This is a genomic window from Horticoccus luteus (assembly GCF_019464535.1).
Classification (GTDB): Bacteria; Verrucomicrobiota; Verrucomicrobiia; order Opitutales; family Opitutaceae; genus Horticoccus; species Horticoccus luteus.
Genome location: NZ_CP080507.1, coordinates 3,269,633 through 3,287,698, shown reverse-complemented (window position 1 = coordinate 3,287,698; position 18,066 = coordinate 3,269,633). Strand labels below are relative to the sequence as shown.

The 18,066-nt window shown below is 63.8% G+C and carries 15 protein-coding genes and 1 tRNA gene; 12 read left to right on the top strand and 4 right to left on the bottom strand.

Annotated features, from left to right (window positions below):
* The first annotated feature begins 26 nt into the window (after positions 1-26).
* From K0B96_RS13500 to K0B96_RS13485, 4 genes are all read left to right on the top strand, one after another.
* Entirely contained in the window at positions 27-1,895 is a 1,869-nt protein-coding gene (locus K0B96_RS13500) for a sensor histidine kinase (protein ID WP_220161412.1), read from the top strand.
* Positions 1,885-2,607: a response regulator transcription factor gene (locus tag K0B96_RS13495; RefSeq protein ID WP_220161411.1), complete on the top strand. Its 723-nt coding sequence runs from the start codon at positions 1,885-1,887 to the stop codon at positions 2,605-2,607. Before K0B96_RS13500 ends, K0B96_RS13495 begins: the two co-directional genes overlap by 11 nt.
* A 66-nt stretch (positions 2,608-2,673) precedes the next feature.
* Positions 2,674-4,002, top strand: a complete 1,329-nt coding sequence (locus K0B96_RS13490; protein WP_220161410.1) for a DegT/DnrJ/EryC1/StrS family aminotransferase — start codon at positions 2,674-2,676, stop codon at positions 4,000-4,002.
* A complete protein-coding gene (locus K0B96_RS13485) occupies positions 3,999-5,357 on the top strand; it encodes a neutral/alkaline non-lysosomal ceramidase N-terminal domain-containing protein (RefSeq protein ID WP_220161409.1) in 1,359 nt (452 codons plus the stop codon). Before K0B96_RS13490 ends, K0B96_RS13485 begins: the two co-directional genes overlap by 4 nt.
* Positions 5,358-5,428: 71 nt before the next feature.
* Here K0B96_RS13485 and K0B96_RS13480 read toward each other — a convergent pair whose 3' ends face one another.
* The 4 genes from K0B96_RS13480 to K0B96_RS13465 form a co-directional block, all read right to left on the bottom strand.
* Complete coding sequence (locus K0B96_RS13480) at positions 5,429-6,211, bottom strand: hypothetical protein (protein WP_220161408.1); 783 nt, start codon at positions 6,209-6,211, stop codon at positions 5,429-5,431.
* Positions 6,212-6,795: 584 nt separating this feature from the next.
* The gene (locus K0B96_RS13475) at positions 6,796-7,848 is read right to left on the bottom strand and encodes a Gfo/Idh/MocA family protein (protein ID WP_220161407.1); all 1,053 of its coding nucleotides are present in this window, start codon (positions 7,846-7,848) and stop codon (positions 6,796-6,798) included.
* Positions 7,849-8,152: 304 nt separating this feature from the next.
* The gene (locus K0B96_RS13470; RefSeq protein ID WP_220161406.1) at positions 8,153-9,169 is read right to left on the bottom strand and encodes a cobalamin-independent methionine synthase II family protein; all 1,017 of its coding nucleotides are present in this window, start codon (positions 9,167-9,169) and stop codon (positions 8,153-8,155) included.
* 217 nt (positions 9,170-9,386) lie between these two features.
* Positions 9,387-9,474: transfer RNA gene (locus tag K0B96_RS13465), tRNA-Ser, on the bottom strand.
* 234 nt (positions 9,475-9,708) lie between these two features.
* On the opposite strand from K0B96_RS13465, the gene nuoB reads away from it, so the two are divergent.
* The 8 genes from nuoB (at position 9,709) to K0B96_RS13425 (ending at position 17,955) form a co-directional block, all read left to right on the top strand.
* Positions 9,709-10,218 (top strand): NADH-quinone oxidoreductase subunit NuoB, encoded by a 510-nt coding sequence (gene nuoB / locus K0B96_RS13460; RefSeq protein WP_220161405.1) that lies wholly within the window; start codon positions 9,709-9,711, stop codon positions 10,216-10,218.
* 14 nt (positions 10,219-10,232) lie between these two features.
* On the top strand, positions 10,233-10,856 hold the full coding sequence (locus K0B96_RS13455) for an NADH-quinone oxidoreductase subunit C (RefSeq protein WP_220161404.1): 624 nt from the start codon (positions 10,233-10,235) through the stop codon (positions 10,854-10,856).
* Positions 10,857-10,891: 35 nt separating this feature from the next.
* Positions 10,892-12,133 (top strand): NADH dehydrogenase (quinone) subunit D, encoded by a 1,242-nt coding sequence (gene nuoD / locus K0B96_RS13450; protein ID WP_220161403.1) that lies wholly within the window; start codon positions 10,892-10,894, stop codon positions 12,131-12,133.
* Positions 12,134-12,274: 141 nt separating this feature from the next.
* Positions 12,275-12,784, top strand: a complete 510-nt coding sequence (locus K0B96_RS13445; protein ID WP_220161402.1) for an NADH-quinone oxidoreductase subunit NuoE family protein — start codon at positions 12,275-12,277, stop codon at positions 12,782-12,784.
* Positions 12,785-12,853: 69 nt separating this feature from the next.
* Positions 12,854-14,206, top strand: a complete 1,353-nt coding sequence (gene nuoF, locus K0B96_RS13440; protein ID WP_220161401.1) for an NADH-quinone oxidoreductase subunit NuoF — start codon at positions 12,854-12,856, stop codon at positions 14,204-14,206.
* Positions 14,207-14,321: 115 nt separating this feature from the next.
* Entirely contained in the window at positions 14,322-16,025 is a 1,704-nt protein-coding gene (locus K0B96_RS13435) for an NADH-quinone oxidoreductase subunit G (protein ID WP_220161400.1), read from the top strand.
* A gap of 109 nt (positions 16,026-16,134) precedes the next feature.
* Positions 16,135-17,292, top strand: coding sequence for a complex I subunit 1/NuoH family protein (locus K0B96_RS13430; RefSeq protein WP_255558675.1), 1,158 nt, complete (start codon positions 16,135-16,137; stop codon positions 17,290-17,292).
* Positions 17,293-17,415: 123 nt separating this feature from the next.
* Positions 17,416-17,955: a NuoI/complex I 23 kDa subunit family protein gene (locus tag K0B96_RS13425; RefSeq protein ID WP_220161399.1), complete on the top strand. Its 540-nt coding sequence runs from the start codon at positions 17,416-17,418 to the stop codon at positions 17,953-17,955.
* The last annotated feature ends 111 nt before the right edge of the window (positions 17,956-18,066 follow it).

Here is an 18,066-nt window from a genome sequence, read left to right as displayed (position 1 = left end):
TGCGGTGCGTCCGCTACCGTCCCGCCGTGTCGTCCGCCGCGCGCCGCATTCTCCTCTACTGGCTCCTGTTGCTGGTGCCGGCGTTGGGCGTGGGTGGCGCGGCGGTTTTTCTGCTCCGCCGCGAACAGGCGCGGGTGGCAGAGCGCGGCTCGCAGGCGGAAGCGGCGCGGCGTGCGGCGATCGCGGCGCGGACGCGACTCATCGCGGAAAACGCGGAGTTGCTCATCGGCGATGTGCAGACGGGGTTGCTCGACACTTTGGCGGCTGAGCCGGCGGGGAATCTCGACGCGTTCATGGCGCAGTGGGAGCAGGGCAATCCGCTCGTGCGGACGGCGTTTCGCGCGACGGCGGGCGGCCGCATCCTCCGGCCGGATGGCCGCGCCGACGATGAGGCGGCGCGAGGATTTTTGCGGCGGTTCAACCGGGAATTTGGCGGGCACGCGCCGTGGGTGCAGACGCCGGGAGCGAAGGCGTTGGCCGCGGCGAAGGACGCGGCGGAAAAAGAGTTCGCGGACCAGCGGGCCCGCAGACAGGTGGCGGCGAACGTGGCGCAGGTGCAGTCGGCGCGACGCGATGCGCAGGCCCTCGCCAAGAGCACCAGCAATTATCCGGCATCGTCGCGCGCCATGAAATCAGAAGGGACCGCGGAGCGTCGCCGCGAAGGTGAGGAGACGGCAAGGGCGGGTGACAGCTACGCGGCGGCGACTCCAGCGGCGAGCGCCCCGGCGGTGCCGGAAACGGTTCCGGATCGGCGGGATTGGGTCGCGTGGAAGGATGACGAGGGCCGCGGGCATGTGCTCGGCTGGGTGCAACCGGGCGGAGCGGGTGAGGTGCGCGGCGTGGAGTTGGAAATGGCGGCGTTGATCAGCCGGTTGGGTGGCGTGTTGCCGGCGGAGCCGGAGCAGGGCGAGGGTTATGCGCTGCTCGATCCGCGCGGGCGGGTGATGCATCAGGCCGGTGCGATTCCGGGACGAATGAGCGAGCCGGCGGCGCGACTGCCGCTCGCGCCCGCGAGCCTGCCAGGCTGGGAAGTGGCGGCGTTTTTCTCGCCGGTCGGCGGCGGCGGTTCGGGCGGCGGCGGATTTTTCGGTTTGGGCGTGCTGCTGGTGGCTTTATTCGTGTGCGCGATTCTGGTCGGCGGCGGATTGCTGGCGGCGCAGGCGCGGCGCAGCGACGGGGAGGCGGCGCAAAAGACGTCGTTCGTCGCGAACGTGTCGCACGAGTTCAAGACGCCGCTGACGACAATCCGCCTTTACGCGGAGTTGCTCGAACAGGGGCGCGTGCGCGATGCGGCGCAGGCGGGCGGTTATTTGCAGACGATCAGCCGGGAAACGCAGCGGCTGGCGCGGCTGGTCAACAACGCGCTGGATTTCAGCCGGCTGGAGCAGGGGAAGAAAAAATATGCGCGCGAGGAGATCGATCTCACGGCGGAGTTGACGCGGCTGCTCGACACGCATGCGCCGCGTCTGGCCGAGGGCGGACTGACGGTGCAGCGAGTGTTACCGGCCACGCCGGTGCGGGTGATGGCGGATCGCGATGCGGTGGAGCAAATCGTGCTCAACCTCCTCGACAATGCGCTGAAATACGCGGCGGGCGGCGGCGAGGTGAGCGTGATGCTGCGGCCGTTGGCGGGACGCACGGACGTGCGCGTGGCTGATCGCGGGCCGGGCGTGCGGGCGGGGCACACGGAGCGGATTTTCGAAAAATTCCATCGGGTCGACGAGGCGCTCACCGCGGAAAGGAGCGGCGCGGGGCTGGGGTTGAGCATTGCACGGCAACTGGCGCGGGGACTCGGCGGCGAGTTGCGTTACGAGGCGCGCGCCGGTGGCGGCGCAGAGTTTGTTTTCGAATTACCGGCGGCTGAAAACGGGAAGGACGACGACCATGAGAGCTAAAATCCTGATCGCGGAAGACGACGCCAACATCCGGCTCGGCCTCATCGCCACGTTGGAAAGCGAGGGCTACGCGGTCACGGCGGCGGCGGATGGCGCGCAGGCGTTGAAACTTTTTGCGCAGGACAAATTCGATCTCGTGGTGCTCGATGTGATGATGCCCAAGGCGAGCGGCTACGATGTGTGCCGGGAGTTGCGCGGGCGAGGAGCGCGGTTGCCGGTGCTGCTGCTGACGGCGAAAGGCGAGGAGATCGACAAGGTCGTCGGCTTGAAGTTGGGCGCGGATGATTACGTGACGAAACCGTTTGGCGTGCACGAACTGCTGGCGCGCATCGAAGCGTTGTTGCGGCGTGGGCGGCAGAGCAGCGCGCCGGTGGCCGCGGACGCGGGGGCGGCGGTGTTTCGTGTGGGCGCGGCGGAGATCGACCGACGGAAGTTCACGGCGACGGTCGGCGGGCGCACGGTGGCGTTGACGGCGCGGGAATTGAAGCTGGCGGACGTGTTCGCGGCGCACGCGGGCGAAGTGTTGTCGCGCGACGCGTTGCTCAACGCGGTGTGGGGCGTGGACTATCTCGGCACGACGCGGACGCTCGACCAGCACGTGGCGCAGTTGCGGAAAAAACTGGAAGCGTCCGCCGATGACGGCGCGATCGCGACGGTGCACGGCGTCGGCTATCGCTACGATCCGCCGCCAGGCGGCGCTGCCGGAGCGTAAATTCGGGCATGATTTTGTAAGGGCGGCCATTCCCGCGCGGGGGCGAATCTGTTACGTTGGGGCATCATGAGTTCAACCCTGGCCCCTGCGGCTTCCAAACTCGCCCTCTTGGGCGGCACCCCGGTCGGAAAAATCACTTATCCGAAATTTCCGACGTTCACGGATCGCGCGATCGAGCGCACCGCCGAGATGTTGCGGGCCGGCAAGCTGTTCGGGCTCGGCAAAAAGCACGTGCCGGAGATCGGCGAGGCCGAGGCGGTTATTTCCCGCTATCATGGCAACCGCCACGTGATGGCCACGAGTTCGGGGCACGCGGCGCTGCAATCGGCGCTGGCGGGTTTGGAAATCTGCTGCGGCGACGAAGTGATCACGACGCCTTACACGTGGGGCGCGTCGATTTCCTGCATCCTGCACCAGACGGCGATTCCGATCTTCGTCGATGTGGAACGCGAAACGGGGCTCATCGATCCCGCGCAAATCGAGGCGGCCATCACGCCGCGCACGAAGGCGATTCTGGCGGTGCACATTTTTGGCCAGCCGGCGAATCTCAAGCGGCTGCGCGCCATCGCGGACAAGCACAAGCTCATGCTCATCGAGGATGGCAGTCAGGCGCATGGCGCCGAGATTGACGGCATCCGGGTCGGCACCGTGGGCGATGCGGCCGGGTTTTCTTGCATGGGCGGCAAGGTCCTCGCGACGACCGAGGCCGGTTATATGGTCACGCCGCACGAGTCGGTTTACTGGAAGGGCGCGATGATCGGGCAGCATATGGGCAGGTTTTCGGATGGCGGCATGCCGGCCGAGCTCGCGCCGTATCGCGACTCGCTGGTTTACACTTATCGCGTGGAGCCGTTCAACGCGGTGCTGCTCACGGAGCAGTTTGGGAAGCTCGATGCCGAACTCGCGGAGCGTCGCCGCCACGCTAATCTTTTGCGCGGTCACCTGGCCGGCGCGCAATTCCTGAAACTGCCGAACTACGCCGCGGGCGTGAAGCCGTCGTATCATTTGTTGTCGTTCACGTTTGATTCCGAAGCGGCGGGCATCAGTCGCGACACGTTTGCAGCGGCGGTGAAAGCCGAGGGGTTGAACATGGTCGGCTACGTGCCGTCGCCGATTTCCGACTGGCCGCGCTTGCACTGGCAGGATTACCGCGGGCCGCGCGTGTCGTGGCTGGCGTCGCTCGAAGCGGCCAAAGTGGATTACCGCAATCTGCCGCTGCCCAACGCGCGCTGGCGCGTGGATCATGCGTTGGAGACGGGTTTTGACATGGTGGCACCGAACGAGCCTATGGTGGCCCGCATGGCGGAGATCATTCTCAAGGTGGAGGCCAACATCGACGCGTTGCGCGATCACGAGCGCGTCGCCGGCCCGGCCGCGCCCGCGGTGCGCGGATGAAAGCGGGCTTCGCCAGCAGCGACATCACGCCGCGGCTCGGCGTGCAGCTCGCGGGTTACGGCCCGTATCGGAATCGCGCGGCGGCGAAAATCACGTCGCCGTTGCGGGCGCGCGCGATGGCCGTGACGCAGGGCAAGCGCCGTGCGCTCGTGTTGAGTCTGGAGTTGGTGGGCGTGCATCGCGAGCTGGCGGAGAAAATCCGCGCAGCGGCGGCGGCGCGCACGGGACTCAAGGCGGACGAGGTTTTCCTCGCCGTGACGCACACGCACAGCGGACCGGCGACGGGCGGGACGTTTGGCTGGGGCGAGGCGGATGGGATTTATGTCGAGACGCTGCCCTCGCGCGCGGCGGAGGCGGCGGCCAAGGCGTGGGCGGCGCGCGAGGAAGTGGAATGGCGTTACGCCGAGGCGCCGTGCGAGGGCATCGCGATGAACCGCGAGACGGACAAAGGCGGGTGGATGTTTGACCCGATTGAGGTGCGCCTCGACCCGACGTTTCGCCCGGCGCGGCCGCAGGATACGGACCCGACGGTGCGCGTGCTGGCGGCGTATGCGGGCGGAAAGTTGCGCGGGCTATTGCACCATTTCGGCTGCCACGCGGTGGTGGGCAGCGAGCAGACGTTCGATGTGCATGGAGATTTTGTGGGGCTGGCGTCGGTGCAGCTCGAGCAGAAGCACGCGGGCGCAACGGCGATTTTTCTGGCGGGCGCGATCGGCGACATCAACCCGCCGGTGTGTCACCGCGGGCCGGCGGAGACGCGGCGCGGGTTGAGCGTGCTGTCGAAGAAATACGCGGCGGCGGTGGAGGCGGGTTTGCGCGACGCGCAGCCGATGGCGGCGGAGGAGTTGGGCGTGGCGCGCGAGGATGTTTTCTTCGGGCGGAAGCTGTGGAAGCGAAGCGCGGTCGAGGCGCGGATCGCGGAGTTCGAGCAGATTTTCGCGGCGCCGGGCGTGACGGATGCGACGCAGATCGGCAAACCGCCGCTGCACACGAACGGGCTGTATATGTCGCGGTTGCAGGGGTTGCGTTCGCTGCTGGCGGACTACGTTGGAAAAAAGCCGCCGAAGAAAAAGGTGAACGTGCAGGGGTTGCGCATCGGGCCGGTGGCGCTGCTGGGCTGCGGGCTGGAGATTTTCCATGCGTTGCAGGCACCGATCATGGCGGGGAGTCCGCATGCGCATACGTGGGTGGTGAGCCTGGTGGGCGGAATCGGCTACGCGCCGGACGAGCCGGCGTCGAAGCGGTCGGGCTACACGGATGAATTTGTGCCGATCATGGTAGGCGAGCTGCCGTTCAAGCAGGTGCACGCGGATCTGCCGCGGGCGCTGGTGAAGATGGCGCGCGCGTTGGCGTAGGCCGCGCTATGTGCCGCGGAGGTCACGGAGCTCGGACACAAGTTCACCAAGGGAAGCAGCGGGACGGCGGTTCAGGGCACCTCGTAAACTTCGACCAACACATTTCCGCCCTGCGTCGCGGCATCGCTGACTTGCACCGTGTACGAGCCGGGCGGGAAGATTTGCAACGAGCACGTTTGATCCGGGTCTTCACCGCCCGTCAGCGCGAACGCGCCGGTTTGCGCGAACAATGCGTTCCAATCGGGCGAGGTGGTCGGCGTGATCCCGAACGCGTGGCCTTGCGCGTCATAGAGTTTGAGGCGCGGCTGGGCTGCGGGGGTGGGCACGCCGAAAGCAGCGAGCGAAGGGCCGACGACGCGGATAAGCATCCGCTTGGATTCGCTACCGGAAACGACGAAACCAAAAATCTGGATGTCGTTCCCAAGCTTCAAGGTTAGTCGTGATGATGTGTTTCCGAGGTGACCGAGCGGCACAACGCTGAGATGAATGCCTACATAGCTCATGATTGAATTCGAGCCCGGAGGCGATGAGCTCGGCTCAATCGTGTAATGCCCACTATCGCTTGCGTTCAGGGTGGATAACGGGAGCGCTCCGGCCGTTGCGCCGGAAATAGCGACGCCGTCTTTCGACCACTGGTAGGTTCTCACATTCCCGGTTGTCTGTTCGTTCATCGCGTCGCTGGTAGTCAAAATTAACGAACTGCCCACGGGGACGCTCATGTAAGTCTGAGGCGCCGCCGCGATCCCATTGATAAGCTCTGGCGTCATTACGATCAACACAGGGCCTGCATGGCCGACGATGGAGCTAAATAGAAGGGCAGCAATGGCACTGAGAAGAAACGACGGTGTTTTCATGATGTGTTAATTCATAGTGGGGTTAAAGGCACCTCGTATAGTTCGCCCAAGGTAGGTCCGGAATATATGCTCGAACTCGTTGCAAGATTAAAATAACAGAGGAATGTGAACGGCACTACAGAGTAACGTCGGTCGAGTAGACTATTCATTCGCTTTATGTCGGGGGGGGGGGAGATATAAGAACGATCAACCTGTCGGTTTATGTGAAAATGGTGAGGCGCGTAGGTTTATATCTTTTTGATTCTCACGCTTGCGTTGACGGAGAATAGCTCTGCACCCGACACGCGAAACGGGGTCTGACTCCTCTTATTCGCTCATGCGAACGTCTGAACTTCGCTCAAGCGGCGAAGGCGCGGGGAGCGAACGGCTTCGGATGCGCAGAACATGCCTTTGAACCACGAATGGACACGAAGGAACACGAATGAAATTCCGGCGCACCAGCCGCCGAAGGGGCGGCTGGAACGTCGCAGGAGATTTGGCGCCACGCCTGGGAGAAAACGGGTGTGCGCGGCGGGGAAGCGCAGGGCCGTTTGTGCGCTTTCCCTGAGTCGGAGGCGTCCTTCACGGACGCGCGGCAAAGAGCCTTAGTCGAAGGCGACGGGTTCGTTGCGGTCGGCGGAGGCGTAGATGCCGTCGGCGAGGCGGGCGAAAAGGAGGGCGTCTTGCAAGGAGGTGCGGGGCGCGCGTTTTTCGAGGATCGCGTCGACAAAATCGATGACAGGGCCGTCGTGCTCGGCGCCGGCTTTCGATTCGTCGCCTTCCCAGATGACGCGGGTGCGCGTGCCGTTGGTGGCATCGGCCTCCGTGAAGAGGATTTTCGCGTCGGGATGGCGGATCATCTGCAAGGTGAGGGTGCCGAGTTCGCCGGCGATCTGCCAGTGGTTGTCGGGTGGCAGGGTGGAGGATTCGGCGCGTTCGTAGTCGAGCACGCAGCCTTCCGCGAAGGTGATGAGGGCGTTGACGTGTGTTTCGCCATCGGAGCCAGGGGCGGCGTAGGCGGCGAAGGGCGCGCCCACCTGCCACGTGCGCGCGAGGACGTGGCGCGGCGTGAGTTTGAAGTCGAGCAGACCGAGAAGGTAATCGAGATCGTAGCAGCCCCAGTTGACGAAGAGGCCGCCGCCGTTGAGGTCGCGGCGGAGGCGCCAGACGGGCGGGATGCCTGTGGGCGGCTTGCCGGCGGGGTTGACGGCGCGGCATGAGATGGTGCGCAGGGCGCCGAGCGCGCCGGTGCGAATAAAGTCGCGGGCGACACGAGTGGATTCGAAGGAACGGTAACGCGAGGAGCAGCACGCGCCGACGCGGTCGCCTTGCGCGGCGAGCATCGCACGGACATCGGCGGCGTTCATCGCGACGGGTTTCTCCGTGAGGACGTGTTTGCCGCGGCGGAAGGCCTCGATGGCGAGGGGCGTGCGCGCGCAGGTGGGCAGCGCGAGAATGACGGCGTCGATCGACGGATCGGCGAGGAGCTCGTCCGCGCTCGTCGTCCAGCGCGGGACATTGAAGTCGGCGGCGGTTTTTTGGGCGACGTCACTGCGCAGATCGCAAACGGCGGCGGCGCGGGCCGTGGTGAGTTTCGCGAGCGCGCGAAGATGATACTGGGCGATGACGCCGCAACCGATGATGGCGAGATTTAGCATGGGGAAAGGGGAATGCGAAGAAGGGGAGTTCGAATGCGGAGGCGGAATTCGAAGGCGGGAAAGACGAAATTCGGTGCGGCGACCGCGAGACGTCGTGCGGTCAGGTCAATCCTGAGAGAGCGCGCGTCTCGAGATCGCGTGTCGGTGTCTCGTCGAAACTATCGCGAAAGGCTTGGACGCGACGCCCATGGCGGCACGCGGGACGCGTGTGCTCCTGGGATCCCGGGCAGCGGTGCCGACCTCTGTCTGCGGAAGACATAGGAGTTCGCAGTTCGGCTGCGGATGGCGTTTCCGACCGGCCGATTTACAAGCCGAGGTATTTGTCGCGGCCGAGGACGAGGGCTTCCATTTTGCGGTCGGCGATGGAGCGTTTAAGCATCCAGAAACCGCAGTCAGGGTGGACCCAGCGCACGCGCCCTTCGCCGACTTTTTTCTCCACGGCCTCGATGCGCGCGGCGACTTCGTCGGGCGTTTCGATGTGGTTGACCTTGATATCGACGACGCCGACGCCGAGGGCGATTTCCTTGTCGATTTCCTTGAGGGCGTTGAGGTCGCTCGCGGGGCGATGCGCGAGTTCCAGAACGAGGTGATCGGTGTGCAGCGAGTTGAGGAAGTGAACGAGTTTTTGCCAGTTGCCCTTCTGGATGGTCTGGCCGCCGTAGTTGCCGAAGCAGAAGTGGACCGCGCGTTCGCCTTCGATCTGGTCGAGGACGAGATTCATCGCGGCGGCGGCGACGGGCGCATCGTCGGGATTGCCGGGGATGTTGGCTTCATCAACCTGCACGCATTCGGCGGGGAGCGCGGGCATTTGCGCGGCGAGGACTTCGCCCAGCGCGAGGACGACCTTGTCGAAGCTGCCGTAGTGGTGATCGAGGAGCGTGCGCGCGAGCATGTAGGGGCTCGTGACGGTGAACTTGAAGGCGCCGCCGGCGACCGCAGCGGCGCGCTGGCAGTCGGCGAGGAGATTGAGGGAGCCTTCGCCGAGTTTGCCGGTGATGACGCCGGCGGGTTTGCGGCGGAAGCCCATCGGGTCATGGCGGGCAAATTCCTCGGTGACCGAGCGGCCGACGACGGACGAAACCCCGGCCATCGGTCGGATGAAGTATTCGATCATGCCGTTGGTATCGGGGTGGTTGACGTCGAAGCGGTAGAGTTCGCCGTCGGTGGGGAGGTCGATGCCGGCCTGGCGTTGGATATCGAACACGACGCGCGTGGCATCGATCACGGCCTGTTCGCTGGGGAGGGCGGCGAGCCAGTCCGGCACCGGATAAGAGCCAACGGTGGTGGTGAGAATGCGGGGCTTGGACGGAATTTTAGCCATAAAAGTGAGGAGAGGAAGGGGAACGAAATGAAACACGCGGCGCGGCGTGGCGAGGGAGAAGTTGAGCGCGCCGGGGCGGATTGCCGCAGATGGTGCAAAGGCGACACGCGGTCGGCCGCGCGTAACGGGGCAGGGTGTTTATGAAGCCGATGTCGGCGAGGCACCTCAGGCCGTGAGCCGGTGAACGCGGTGGCGTTAAAACGCGGCCGCCGAAAACTGGCGGAGAGGGAGGGATTCGAACCCTCGGTAGGTTTCCCTACACACGCTTTCCAAGCGAGCGCATTCGACCACTCTGCCACCTCTCCGGGAGGCCCGCCGAGACCGCCGGACTTCCGTTGGCCTCGAAGGGAGCGGTTAAGAAGCAAGGCCATCCGCACGCGGTCAACGGAAAACCCGCGTTTTCCACGGAAGGTGCGCCGGGGTGAGCCCCGCTTCCAAGCTCGCTTGCTCCCGCTTCTAAGTGGCCGCAGGATACGGTTTCTCGAAAAGCGACTTGCGCGGCAGGGTCGCCGCTTCAACCCTAGCGGAGTTTTTCTCTTATGGTCTCCTCCCGCACTGAACTCGGCTACGACAGCAAGATTGAAGGCGAAGTCATCGTCTCGCGGCGGGATGCGATCATCAATTGGGTGCGCACCAACTCGATGTGGCCGATGCCCATGGGTCTCGCGTGTTGCGCCATCGAGTTGATGGGCTCGGGCGGCGCGCGGTTCGACATCGCGCGGTTTGGCGCGGAGGTGATGCGTTTCTCCCCCCGGCAGGCCGACTGCATGATCGTCGCCGGCACGGTGACCTATAAAATGGCACCGCAGGTGCGGCGGATTTACGATCAAATGTCGTCCCCCAAATGGGTGATTGCGATGGGCGCCTGCGCTTCGACAGGCGGCATGTATCGCAGCTATGCCACGCTGCAGGGCGTGGATCGCATCGTGCCCGTCGACGTGTATGTGAGCGGGTGTCCGCCGCGGCCGGAGGCATTGCTCGACGGGTTGATGCGGTTGCAAGACAAGGTCCGCCACGAACCCGCCGCTGGAAAACTTTTCACCGCCTGATCATCGATTCGCGCATGTCTGCCACTGTTGATGTCACTTCCGCCCTGCAAGCCCGGTTCCCGCAAGCGGCGCCGCGCGCGAGCCTCGATCACGAGGCGGTCAACGTGCCGATGGGCGACGTGATCGCTGCGCTGCAATACCTGCGTGACGAGTTCGCGTTCGACGTGCTGACGGACCTGACGGCGGTGGACTGGTCCGAGGCGATGGCGCCGCGGTTCACGATGGTCTATCATCTGTTTTCGTCGACGCGGCACGTTTACGTGCGCATCGCGGCGGATTGCGCCAGCGATACCGCGCCGAGTGCGCCGACGGCCATCGGATTGTGGGCGGGGGCGAACTGGCTGGAACGCGAAGTGTTCGACATGTTCGGCATCACCTTCGACGGGCATCCGGACCAGCGTCGCATCCTGATGTGGGACGGTTATCCGCACCATCCGTTGCGCAAGGACTTCCCGCTCGCGGGCATCGAGGCGCCGTTGCCGGACGCCGAAATTGTCGCGGAAACGGGCATGGCGGCGAACCCCGTGCCGCTCGCCGGCGGACCGTTTGTCGCGCACAGCGGCCAGATCAACATGGCGGAAGCGGAACCGCGCGCCAAAGACGAGAGTTGGAACGAGCGCCGGCCCAAACCCGAATAACCGCCGTCCTTACTGTCCACCGCACCTTGCCCACCATGGCTCAAGAATTTACCTTTCCCGAAGCTGGCGCCAGAACCGCCGCCGCGCATCCGCCCGAGGGCGAGTTTCAGACTGAAAAGATGTCGCTCTCGATGGGGCCCTCCCATCCCTCGACGCACGGTGTGTTGCGGCTCCAACTGGAGTTGGATGGCGAGACCGTGACGAAGTGCGATCCGGTGATCGGTTACCTGCACCGGGGCGACGAGAAGATTGCGGAGAACATGACTTATAACCAGTTCGTGCCTTACACGGACCGGTTGGACTACCTCGCGCCGCTGGCCAACAACATGGCCTACGCGATCGCGGTGGAGAAGCTCGCGAAGCTGGAGGTGCCGGCGCGTTGCCACGCGATTCGCGTGCTGACGGCGGAGATGGCGCGCATTTCGTCGCACCTGCTCGGCTTGGGGGCGTTCGGCATCGATGTGGGCGCGTGGACGGTGTTTCTCTACAGTTTTCAGGAACGCGAAAAACTTTACACGTTGTTCGAGGAGCTGACGGGGGCGCGGTTCACCACGAGCTATTCGCGCATTGGTGGCGTGGCGCGCGACGTGCCCGAGGGCTGGCTCGGCCGGGTGGGGGCGTTTTGCGATCAGTTTCTCCCGATTCTTGAGGAGACGATGCAGTTGTTGACGCGCAATAAGATCTTCATGGATCGCACCGTGGACATCGGGGTGATTTCGAAGGCGGATGCGCTCGCCTACGGCATCACGGGGCCAAATCTCCGCGGTTCGGGTGTGCCGCTCGATTTGCGCAAAGACAAACCTTACAGCGGTTACGAACAATACGAGTTCGACGTGCCGGTGGGAGCGACGGGCGATTGCTACGACCGCTACCTCGTGCGCGGTGAGGAAATGCGCCAGTCGGTGCGCATCATCCGGCAGGTGCTGGCGAAGTTTCCCGACGGGCCGTGGTATGCGACCGACGCGAAAAAGATTTTCGTGCCGCCGAAAAGCAAGGTGCTGACCTCCATGGAGGAGCTGATTCAGAACTTCATGTTGGTGACAGAAGGGCCGCAGATGCCGGCGGGCGAAGTATATTTCGAAGCGGAGAACCCCAAAGGAGCTTTGGGCTTTTACGTCGTCAGCCGGGGCGGCGGCGTGCCGTGGCGGTTGAAGATCCGCGCCCCTTCGTTCTGCAATCTCTCGATTCTGCCCAAACTCTGCGTCGGCACCATGGTGTCCGACGTGGTCTCCATCCTCGGCTCGCTCGACTTCGTGATGGGCGAGTGTGACCGTTGAACCAGCGACGCACATCGAACGGGGAGCCGTGAGCAAATTGAAAACCAACCTCCATTTTTCTTCCAGTCACCGCGAGGAAAGCATCGTGAGCTGCCAGCGGGCGCTCGCGGCTTCCGATGCGCGACCCGTTCCTTCCGGCCGATGAATCTCAAGCCCGACACTTTGAAGCGCATCGATGAGGTAATTCCGCATTACCCGTCGAAACGCAGCGCCACCCTGCCGCTCCTGCACCTGATCCAGGAAGACGCCGGCTACATCTCGCCGGAGGCGATCGAGTGGATCGCGGCGAAGCTGGAGCTGGAGCCGATCAACGTTTACGAACTGGTGACGTTTTATCCGATGTTTCGGCAGCAGCCGATCGGGCGGCGCCATATCAAGGTTTGCCGCACGTTGTCGTGTGCGTTGATGGGCGGCTACAAGACGTGCGCGACGTTCGAAAAAGAATTCAACACGCGCGCCGGCCCAGGCGAAATCTCGCCCGACGGCGAGGTGACGGTGGAGTTTGTCGAATGCCTCGCGAGCTGTGGCACTGCGCCAGTGGTCATGATCGACGACGAGCTGCACGAAAAAGTCGATGCCGCGAAGGCCAAGCAACTGAGCGATCAAATCAAAGCCGAAGCCGGCCAAAAGAAAGGGGCGAGCCGCCCGTAGCGCGCGGCGAGCCTTCTGTTCAAAGCATCCAAGCAACTGCCGTTTCTTCACGATCCGTTTCTTCCCTTCATGTCCGCGCCCGAACAACGCCGTCTCATTTTCCAGCACATCGACGAACCCGGCTACACGAATGACATCGCGTGTTACCTGCGGAACGGCGGCTACGAGGTCTTGAAGAAGAGCATCGGGCGCAAACCCGAGGACCTCATTGCGGAGGTGAAGAAGTCCGGCGTGCGGGGCCGGGGTGGCGCCGGTTTCCCCTGCGGCGTGAAGTGGGGCCTCGTCGATCGCAAGAGCGGCAAACCCATTTATCTGATCGTCAACGCCGACGAGTCGGAGCCGGGCACGTTCAAGGATCGCTACATCATGCACCAGGATCCGCACCAGCTGATCGAGGGCATCATGATCTCCTGTTTCGCGAACAACGTGAAGCAGGCCTACATTTATATTCGCGGCGAATTTCCGCACGGCGCGCGCATTCTTGAGACGGCGATCGCCGAGGCGCGGGAGCAAAATTTTGTCGGGCCGGACGTGCTGGGCAGCGGCTACAGTTGCGAAATTTACGTTCACCGCGGGGCGGGCGCTTACATCTGCGGCGAGGAGACGGGGCTCATCGAGTCGCTCGAAGGCAAACGCGCCTACCCGCGCATCAAGCCCCCGTATTTCCCGGCGGTGCTCGGCCTCTACCAATGCCCCACCATCGTGAACAACGTGGAGACGCTTTGCCACGTGAAGCATATTGTCGACATGGGCGGCGACGCTTACACGAAGATCGGCACGCCCAACAACACCGGCACGCGCATCTTCTGCGTGAGCGGCCACGTGCAGCGGCCGGGTTACTATGAATTCGAGACCGGCAAGATCACGATGGGCCAGTTGCTCAACGAGGTCTGCGGAGGACCGCTCCCGGGACGCAAGTTCAAGGCCGTGATCCCCGGCGGCTCGTCGGCGAAAATTTTGAAGTTCGGCGAACGCTTCAAGGGCAAGACTCGCGCGGGCGAGGAATACGACTGGGGCGTTGAAGACGTGCCCATGGATTTCGATTCACTCGGCATGATCGGCACGATGGGTGGCTCGGGCGGCGTCATCGTCATGGATGATTCCGTCAACATGGTCGAAGCGCTCGCGAATATTAACGCGTTCTACGCCCACGAGAGCTGCGGCCAGTGCACGCCGTGCCGCGAGGGTTCGCTCTGGATGAAAAAAATCACCAGCCGCATGGTGCATGGCGAAGCGCGCGTGGAGGATGGGGCGTTACTCAAGAGCGTCGCGGACCAGATTCCGGGCCGCACCATCTGCGCATTTGGCGAAGCCTGCTCATGGCCGACGCAAAGCTTTCTCGCAAAATTCGGCGACGAATTTACGCAATACCCGGCGGCGCCGAAGTCGCTCCGGCCGAACGGCGCGACGGAGTTGATCTGACCGCGCTGAACCGAGAGTCCCAACCCTGATGCCACGCTCCTTCGCCTGATTCCCAGTTGATTTTCCGACCTTCGCCTCGACGCACCCCGACGCGGCCCATAAAATTTCCGTTCCGATGATCGCTCCCGCTCAACCCGACCTCGTGACCGTCAACATTGACGGCAAGGAGATCGCCGTGCCCCGCGGCACCAACGTCATCGAGGCCGCGCGCCTCGTCGCGATCGACGTGCCGCACTATTGCTACCACCCGAAACTCTCGGTCGTAGGCAATTGCCGCATGTGTCTGATCGAGATGGGGCTTCCCGCCGTCGATCCGGCCACGAAGGCGCCCATCATGGATCCGGCGAGCGGCAAGCAGAAGATCAACTGGATGCCGCGGCCTCAGATCGGTTGTGCGACGAATGTTTCGCCCGGCCTGCACGTGCGCACCACCACGCCGCAAATCAAGGACTGCCGCGAGGGCGTGATGGAGTTTCTCCTCATCAATCATCCGCTCGACTGCCCGATTTGTGACCAGGCCGGCGAATGCAAATTGCAGGAACAGGCGACGCAATACGGTCGCGGTTATTCCCGCTTCGTAGAGCAGAAAAACGTGAAGCCGAAGCGCACGCCGCTCGGGCCGCGCGTCATGCTCGACGATGAACGCTGCATCCTGTGCTCCCGCTGCATCCGCTTCTGCAAGGAAGTCGCGAAGGATGATGTGCTCGGGTTCATCGACCGCGGCAGCTTCTCCACGCTCACGTGTTACCCGGGCAAGCAACTGGAGAACAATTACTCGCTCAACACCGTCGACATCTGCCCGGTGGGCGCGCTCACGAGCACCGATTTCCGGTTCAAAATGCGCGTGTGGTTTCTGAAGCAGACCAACAGCATCGACACCGAATCTTCCGTTGGCGCCAACACCGTCGTGTGGTCGCGCGAGGGCGTGATCTATCGCATCACGCCGCGGCGCAACGATGCAGTGAACGACACTTGGATGGCGGACAGCGGACGGCTCCTTTACAAGCAAGTGGCGGCACCCGACCGCTTGAGCGCGATCACCGTGCAGGGCGCCGCCGGCACGCTGGCCTCGGCCGCCGCCGCGGCTTCGACGCTGTTCCAGGCTGGGGCCGTCGCGGTCGTGGGCTCGGGGCGCAGCACCGTGGAGGAACAGTTCCTCACGAAGCAGCTCGCCGCGACGCTCGGGGCACGCGTCTCACTCGTCAGCCGGGTGGGGCAGGGCGACAAGATTCTCATCTCCGCTGATCGCAATCCGAACCTCCGCGGAGCGCTCGTCACCGGCCTCATCGACACCCTGCCCTCCGCTCAACTCGCCGCGCTCGGCGCCGCGATCGAGGCCGGCCAGGTGAAGACGGTCGTCGCGATCGGTGAAGATCTGGCGGCGGCCGGCCTGACCGCCGCGCAGCTCGCCAAGGTATCGATTGTTTATCTGGGCACGCACGCGAACGCGACGAGCGTCGCGGCGAAGATCGTCGTGCCGACCCTCACCGTCTTTGAAAAGGCGGGCACATTCATCAACCAGCAGTTCCGGATTCAGAAATTCGCCCGGGCCGTGCCCGGGCCCGCGGGCGCGAGCGACGACCTCGCTGCGCTGAGTGCGCTCATTGCTGCCGCCGGCGGTGCCGCGATTGCTGCTGACCTCCCGGCGATCTGGGCGCAACTCGCCGCCGAAGTGCCGGCCCTCGCCACCATGACCTATCGTAACATCCCTGACACCGGCCTGCTCCTCGACGGCACGCCGTGGAGCGCACTGCCCTTTGTGGAAGGCGAGACGTTGCACTATAAACCCGCGGCGGCCCCCGCCCTGGCGACCGCATGACCACGCCGCGGCTCCCATCCTTCCGTCATGACGAAACGCGTTCGCGTTTCGTTCGTCCCGCCAAAGCCTTCCGGCTGCCGCGGTCCCGCTTCGTTTGATCGCCGGCGCCATGTCCGACTTTTTTCAACTCCATCCGATCCTGCTGGGCATCCTGAAGGGTCTTGCCGTCATCCTCGTGATCTTCCCGATCGCGGGCGTCTGTTCGCTCGCCGAGCGGAAAGTCTCCGCGTGGATCCAAGGCCGTCCGGGGCCGAACCGGGCGATTCCGCCGTGGTTTGCGTGGGTGCCGGTGATCGGTCCGTTCCTGCAACGCCTCGGGGTGTTCCATCTCATGGCGGACGGCGGCAAGCTGTTGTTCAAGGAAGACCCGATCCCGGGCCACGTGAACAAATTCTACTTCATGCTGGCGCCGCTGGTTGGCTTGGTGCCGGCGTTCACGACCGTGGTCGTTGTCCCGTTCGGGGCGTATTTCGATCAAGCCGGACACCTGATTCCGCTGGTGCTGGCCAACGTCGATGTCGGGTTGCTCGCGGTGTTCGCGGTTTCTTCGCTGGGTGTCTATTCGCTGATCCTGGCGGGGTGGGCGTCCAACTCCAAATACCCCTTCCTCGGCGCGGTGCGCGCGACTTCGCAGCTCGTTTCCTACGAGCTGGCGATGACGTTGTCGGTGCTCCCGGTTTTCCTGTGGATCAACGCCCCGGGCATGAGCGGTTCGTTAAGCCTTGCGCGGGTGGTCGATTTCCAGAGCCAGGCCGGATTCTGGGGCGGGGCGTGGTTCGTGTTTACTATGCCGATTTCCGCGTTCGTTTTTCTCGTCTCGCTTTTCGCGGAGACGAACCGCCAGCCATTCGACATGCCGGAATCGGAAGCCGATCTCGTCGGCGGATTTCACACGGAATACGGCGCGTTCAAGTGGTCGCTCTTCTTCGTCAACGAATACGCGCACATGACCGTCGGTTCGGGCGTGTTCATCCTGCTGTTTCTCGGCGGCTGGAATCCGCTGCCGTGGGTCTCGCTGGCGACGCTGATCGGCTGGTTGAGCCACCTCGGAGCCTGGGCCGCGCATCCGCTTTTCGTGGGGGTGCTCTCCGTCGTCATCTTCATCACAAAGATCATTACGATGCTCTTCGTGTTCATGTGGGTTCGCTGGACGCTGCCTCGTTTCCGTTACGATCAAGTGATGAAAATCGGCTGGCAGCGCCTGCTGCCGCTCGCGATCGCCAACCTTATCGTTTACACGGTGGGCATCGCTCTTCTGCAAAAATGATCTTCGCACCTAGCGCCCACGAAGGAAGCACAGCGACCGCGGAAATGAGTCCGGCGGGCAATCGCGGTGCGTTCTCGCTGCGCTTTGTGGCTTCTGTGCTCCACTCTTAATTTCTTTTTCGCCATGGCCGTCATTCCCGTCGATCGCAAACCGCTCTCCTTCGCGGAGCGCACCTACATGCCGCAAATCCTCAGCGGCATGAAGATCACGTTCAAACACCTGATGGCGCCGAAGGTCACGATGGAGTATCCCGAGGAGCGGCCGGCGATTCCGGCGGGCTACCGCGGCGTGCCCACGTTGGTGAAGGATCCCAACGGCCGGGAGAAATGTGTTTCCTGTCAGCTGTGTGAGTTCGTCTGCCCGCCGAAAGCCATTCGCATCACGCCCGGCGAGATTCCGCCGGATGCGCCGACGCGCCATGTCGAGAAAGCCCCGCAGGCGTTCGATATCGACATGCTGCGCTGTATTTATTGCGGCCTGTGCCAGGAGGTTTGCCCCGAGGAGGCGATTTTCCTCCAACAGCAATACACGATGACCGGCTACAGCCGCGAAGAAATGGTCAACCACAAGGACCGGCTCTACGAACTCGGCGGCACGCTGCCCGACGAACACTACAAGTGGGACAAAAAGAAAGCCGCCGAGGAGCACGGCAACGCCCATTGATGAAACCTTCGGGTCGCCAGCATTCTCGCGTCAGCCACGCAACGGCCGGGATTTTCCTCCTGCAGCCCCGGCGCGCGCTGCGTTGCCCCAGTTCGCTCGCGTTTTGCTCCT

What these genes read in the sequence shown, in the direction of transcription:
- K0B96_RS13485 (WP_220161409.1), top strand. Translation starts at nt 3,999, where the DNA reads ATGAAAGCGGGCTTCGCCAGCAGCGACATCACGCCGCGGCTCGGCGTG.
- K0B96_RS13445 (WP_220161402.1), top strand. Translation starts at nt 12,275, where the DNA reads ATGAATCTCAAGCCCGACACTTTGAAGCGCATCGATGAGGTAATTCCG.
- K0B96_RS13425 (WP_220161399.1), top strand. Translation starts at nt 17,416, where the DNA reads ATGGCCGTCATTCCCGTCGATCGCAAACCGCTCTCCTTCGCGGAGCGC.
- K0B96_RS13430 (WP_255558675.1), top strand. Translation starts at nt 16,135, where the DNA reads ATGTCCGACTTTTTTCAACTCCATCCGATCCTGCTGGGCATCCTGAAG.
- K0B96_RS13495 (WP_220161411.1), top strand. Translation starts at nt 1,885, where the DNA reads ATGAGAGCTAAAATCCTGATCGCGGAAGACGACGCCAACATCCGGCTC.
- K0B96_RS13475 (WP_220161407.1), bottom strand. Translation starts at nt 7,848, where the DNA reads ATGCTAAATCTCGCCATCATCGGTTGCGGCGTCATCGCCCAGTATCAT.
- K0B96_RS13435 (WP_220161400.1), top strand. Translation starts at nt 14,322, where the DNA reads ATGATCGCTCCCGCTCAACCCGACCTCGTGACCGTCAACATTGACGGC.
- K0B96_RS13455 (WP_220161404.1), top strand. Translation starts at nt 10,233, where the DNA reads ATGTCTGCCACTGTTGATGTCACTTCCGCCCTGCAAGCCCGGTTCCCG.
- K0B96_RS13470 (WP_220161406.1), bottom strand. Translation starts at nt 9,169, where the DNA reads ATGGCTAAAATTCCGTCCAAGCCCCGCATTCTCACCACCACCGTTGGC.
- nuoD (WP_220161403.1), top strand. Translation starts at nt 10,892, where the DNA reads ATGGCTCAAGAATTTACCTTTCCCGAAGCTGGCGCCAGAACCGCCGCC.
- K0B96_RS13490 (WP_220161410.1), top strand. Translation starts at nt 2,674, where the DNA reads ATGAGTTCAACCCTGGCCCCTGCGGCTTCCAAACTCGCCCTCTTGGGC.
- nuoF (WP_220161401.1), top strand. Translation starts at nt 12,854, where the DNA reads ATGTCCGCGCCCGAACAACGCCGTCTCATTTTCCAGCACATCGACGAA.
- nuoB (WP_220161405.1), top strand. Translation starts at nt 9,709, where the DNA reads ATGGTCTCCTCCCGCACTGAACTCGGCTACGACAGCAAGATTGAAGGC.
- K0B96_RS13480 (WP_220161408.1), bottom strand. Translation starts at nt 6,211, where the DNA reads ATGAAAACACCGTCGTTTCTTCTCAGTGCCATTGCTGCCCTTCTATTT.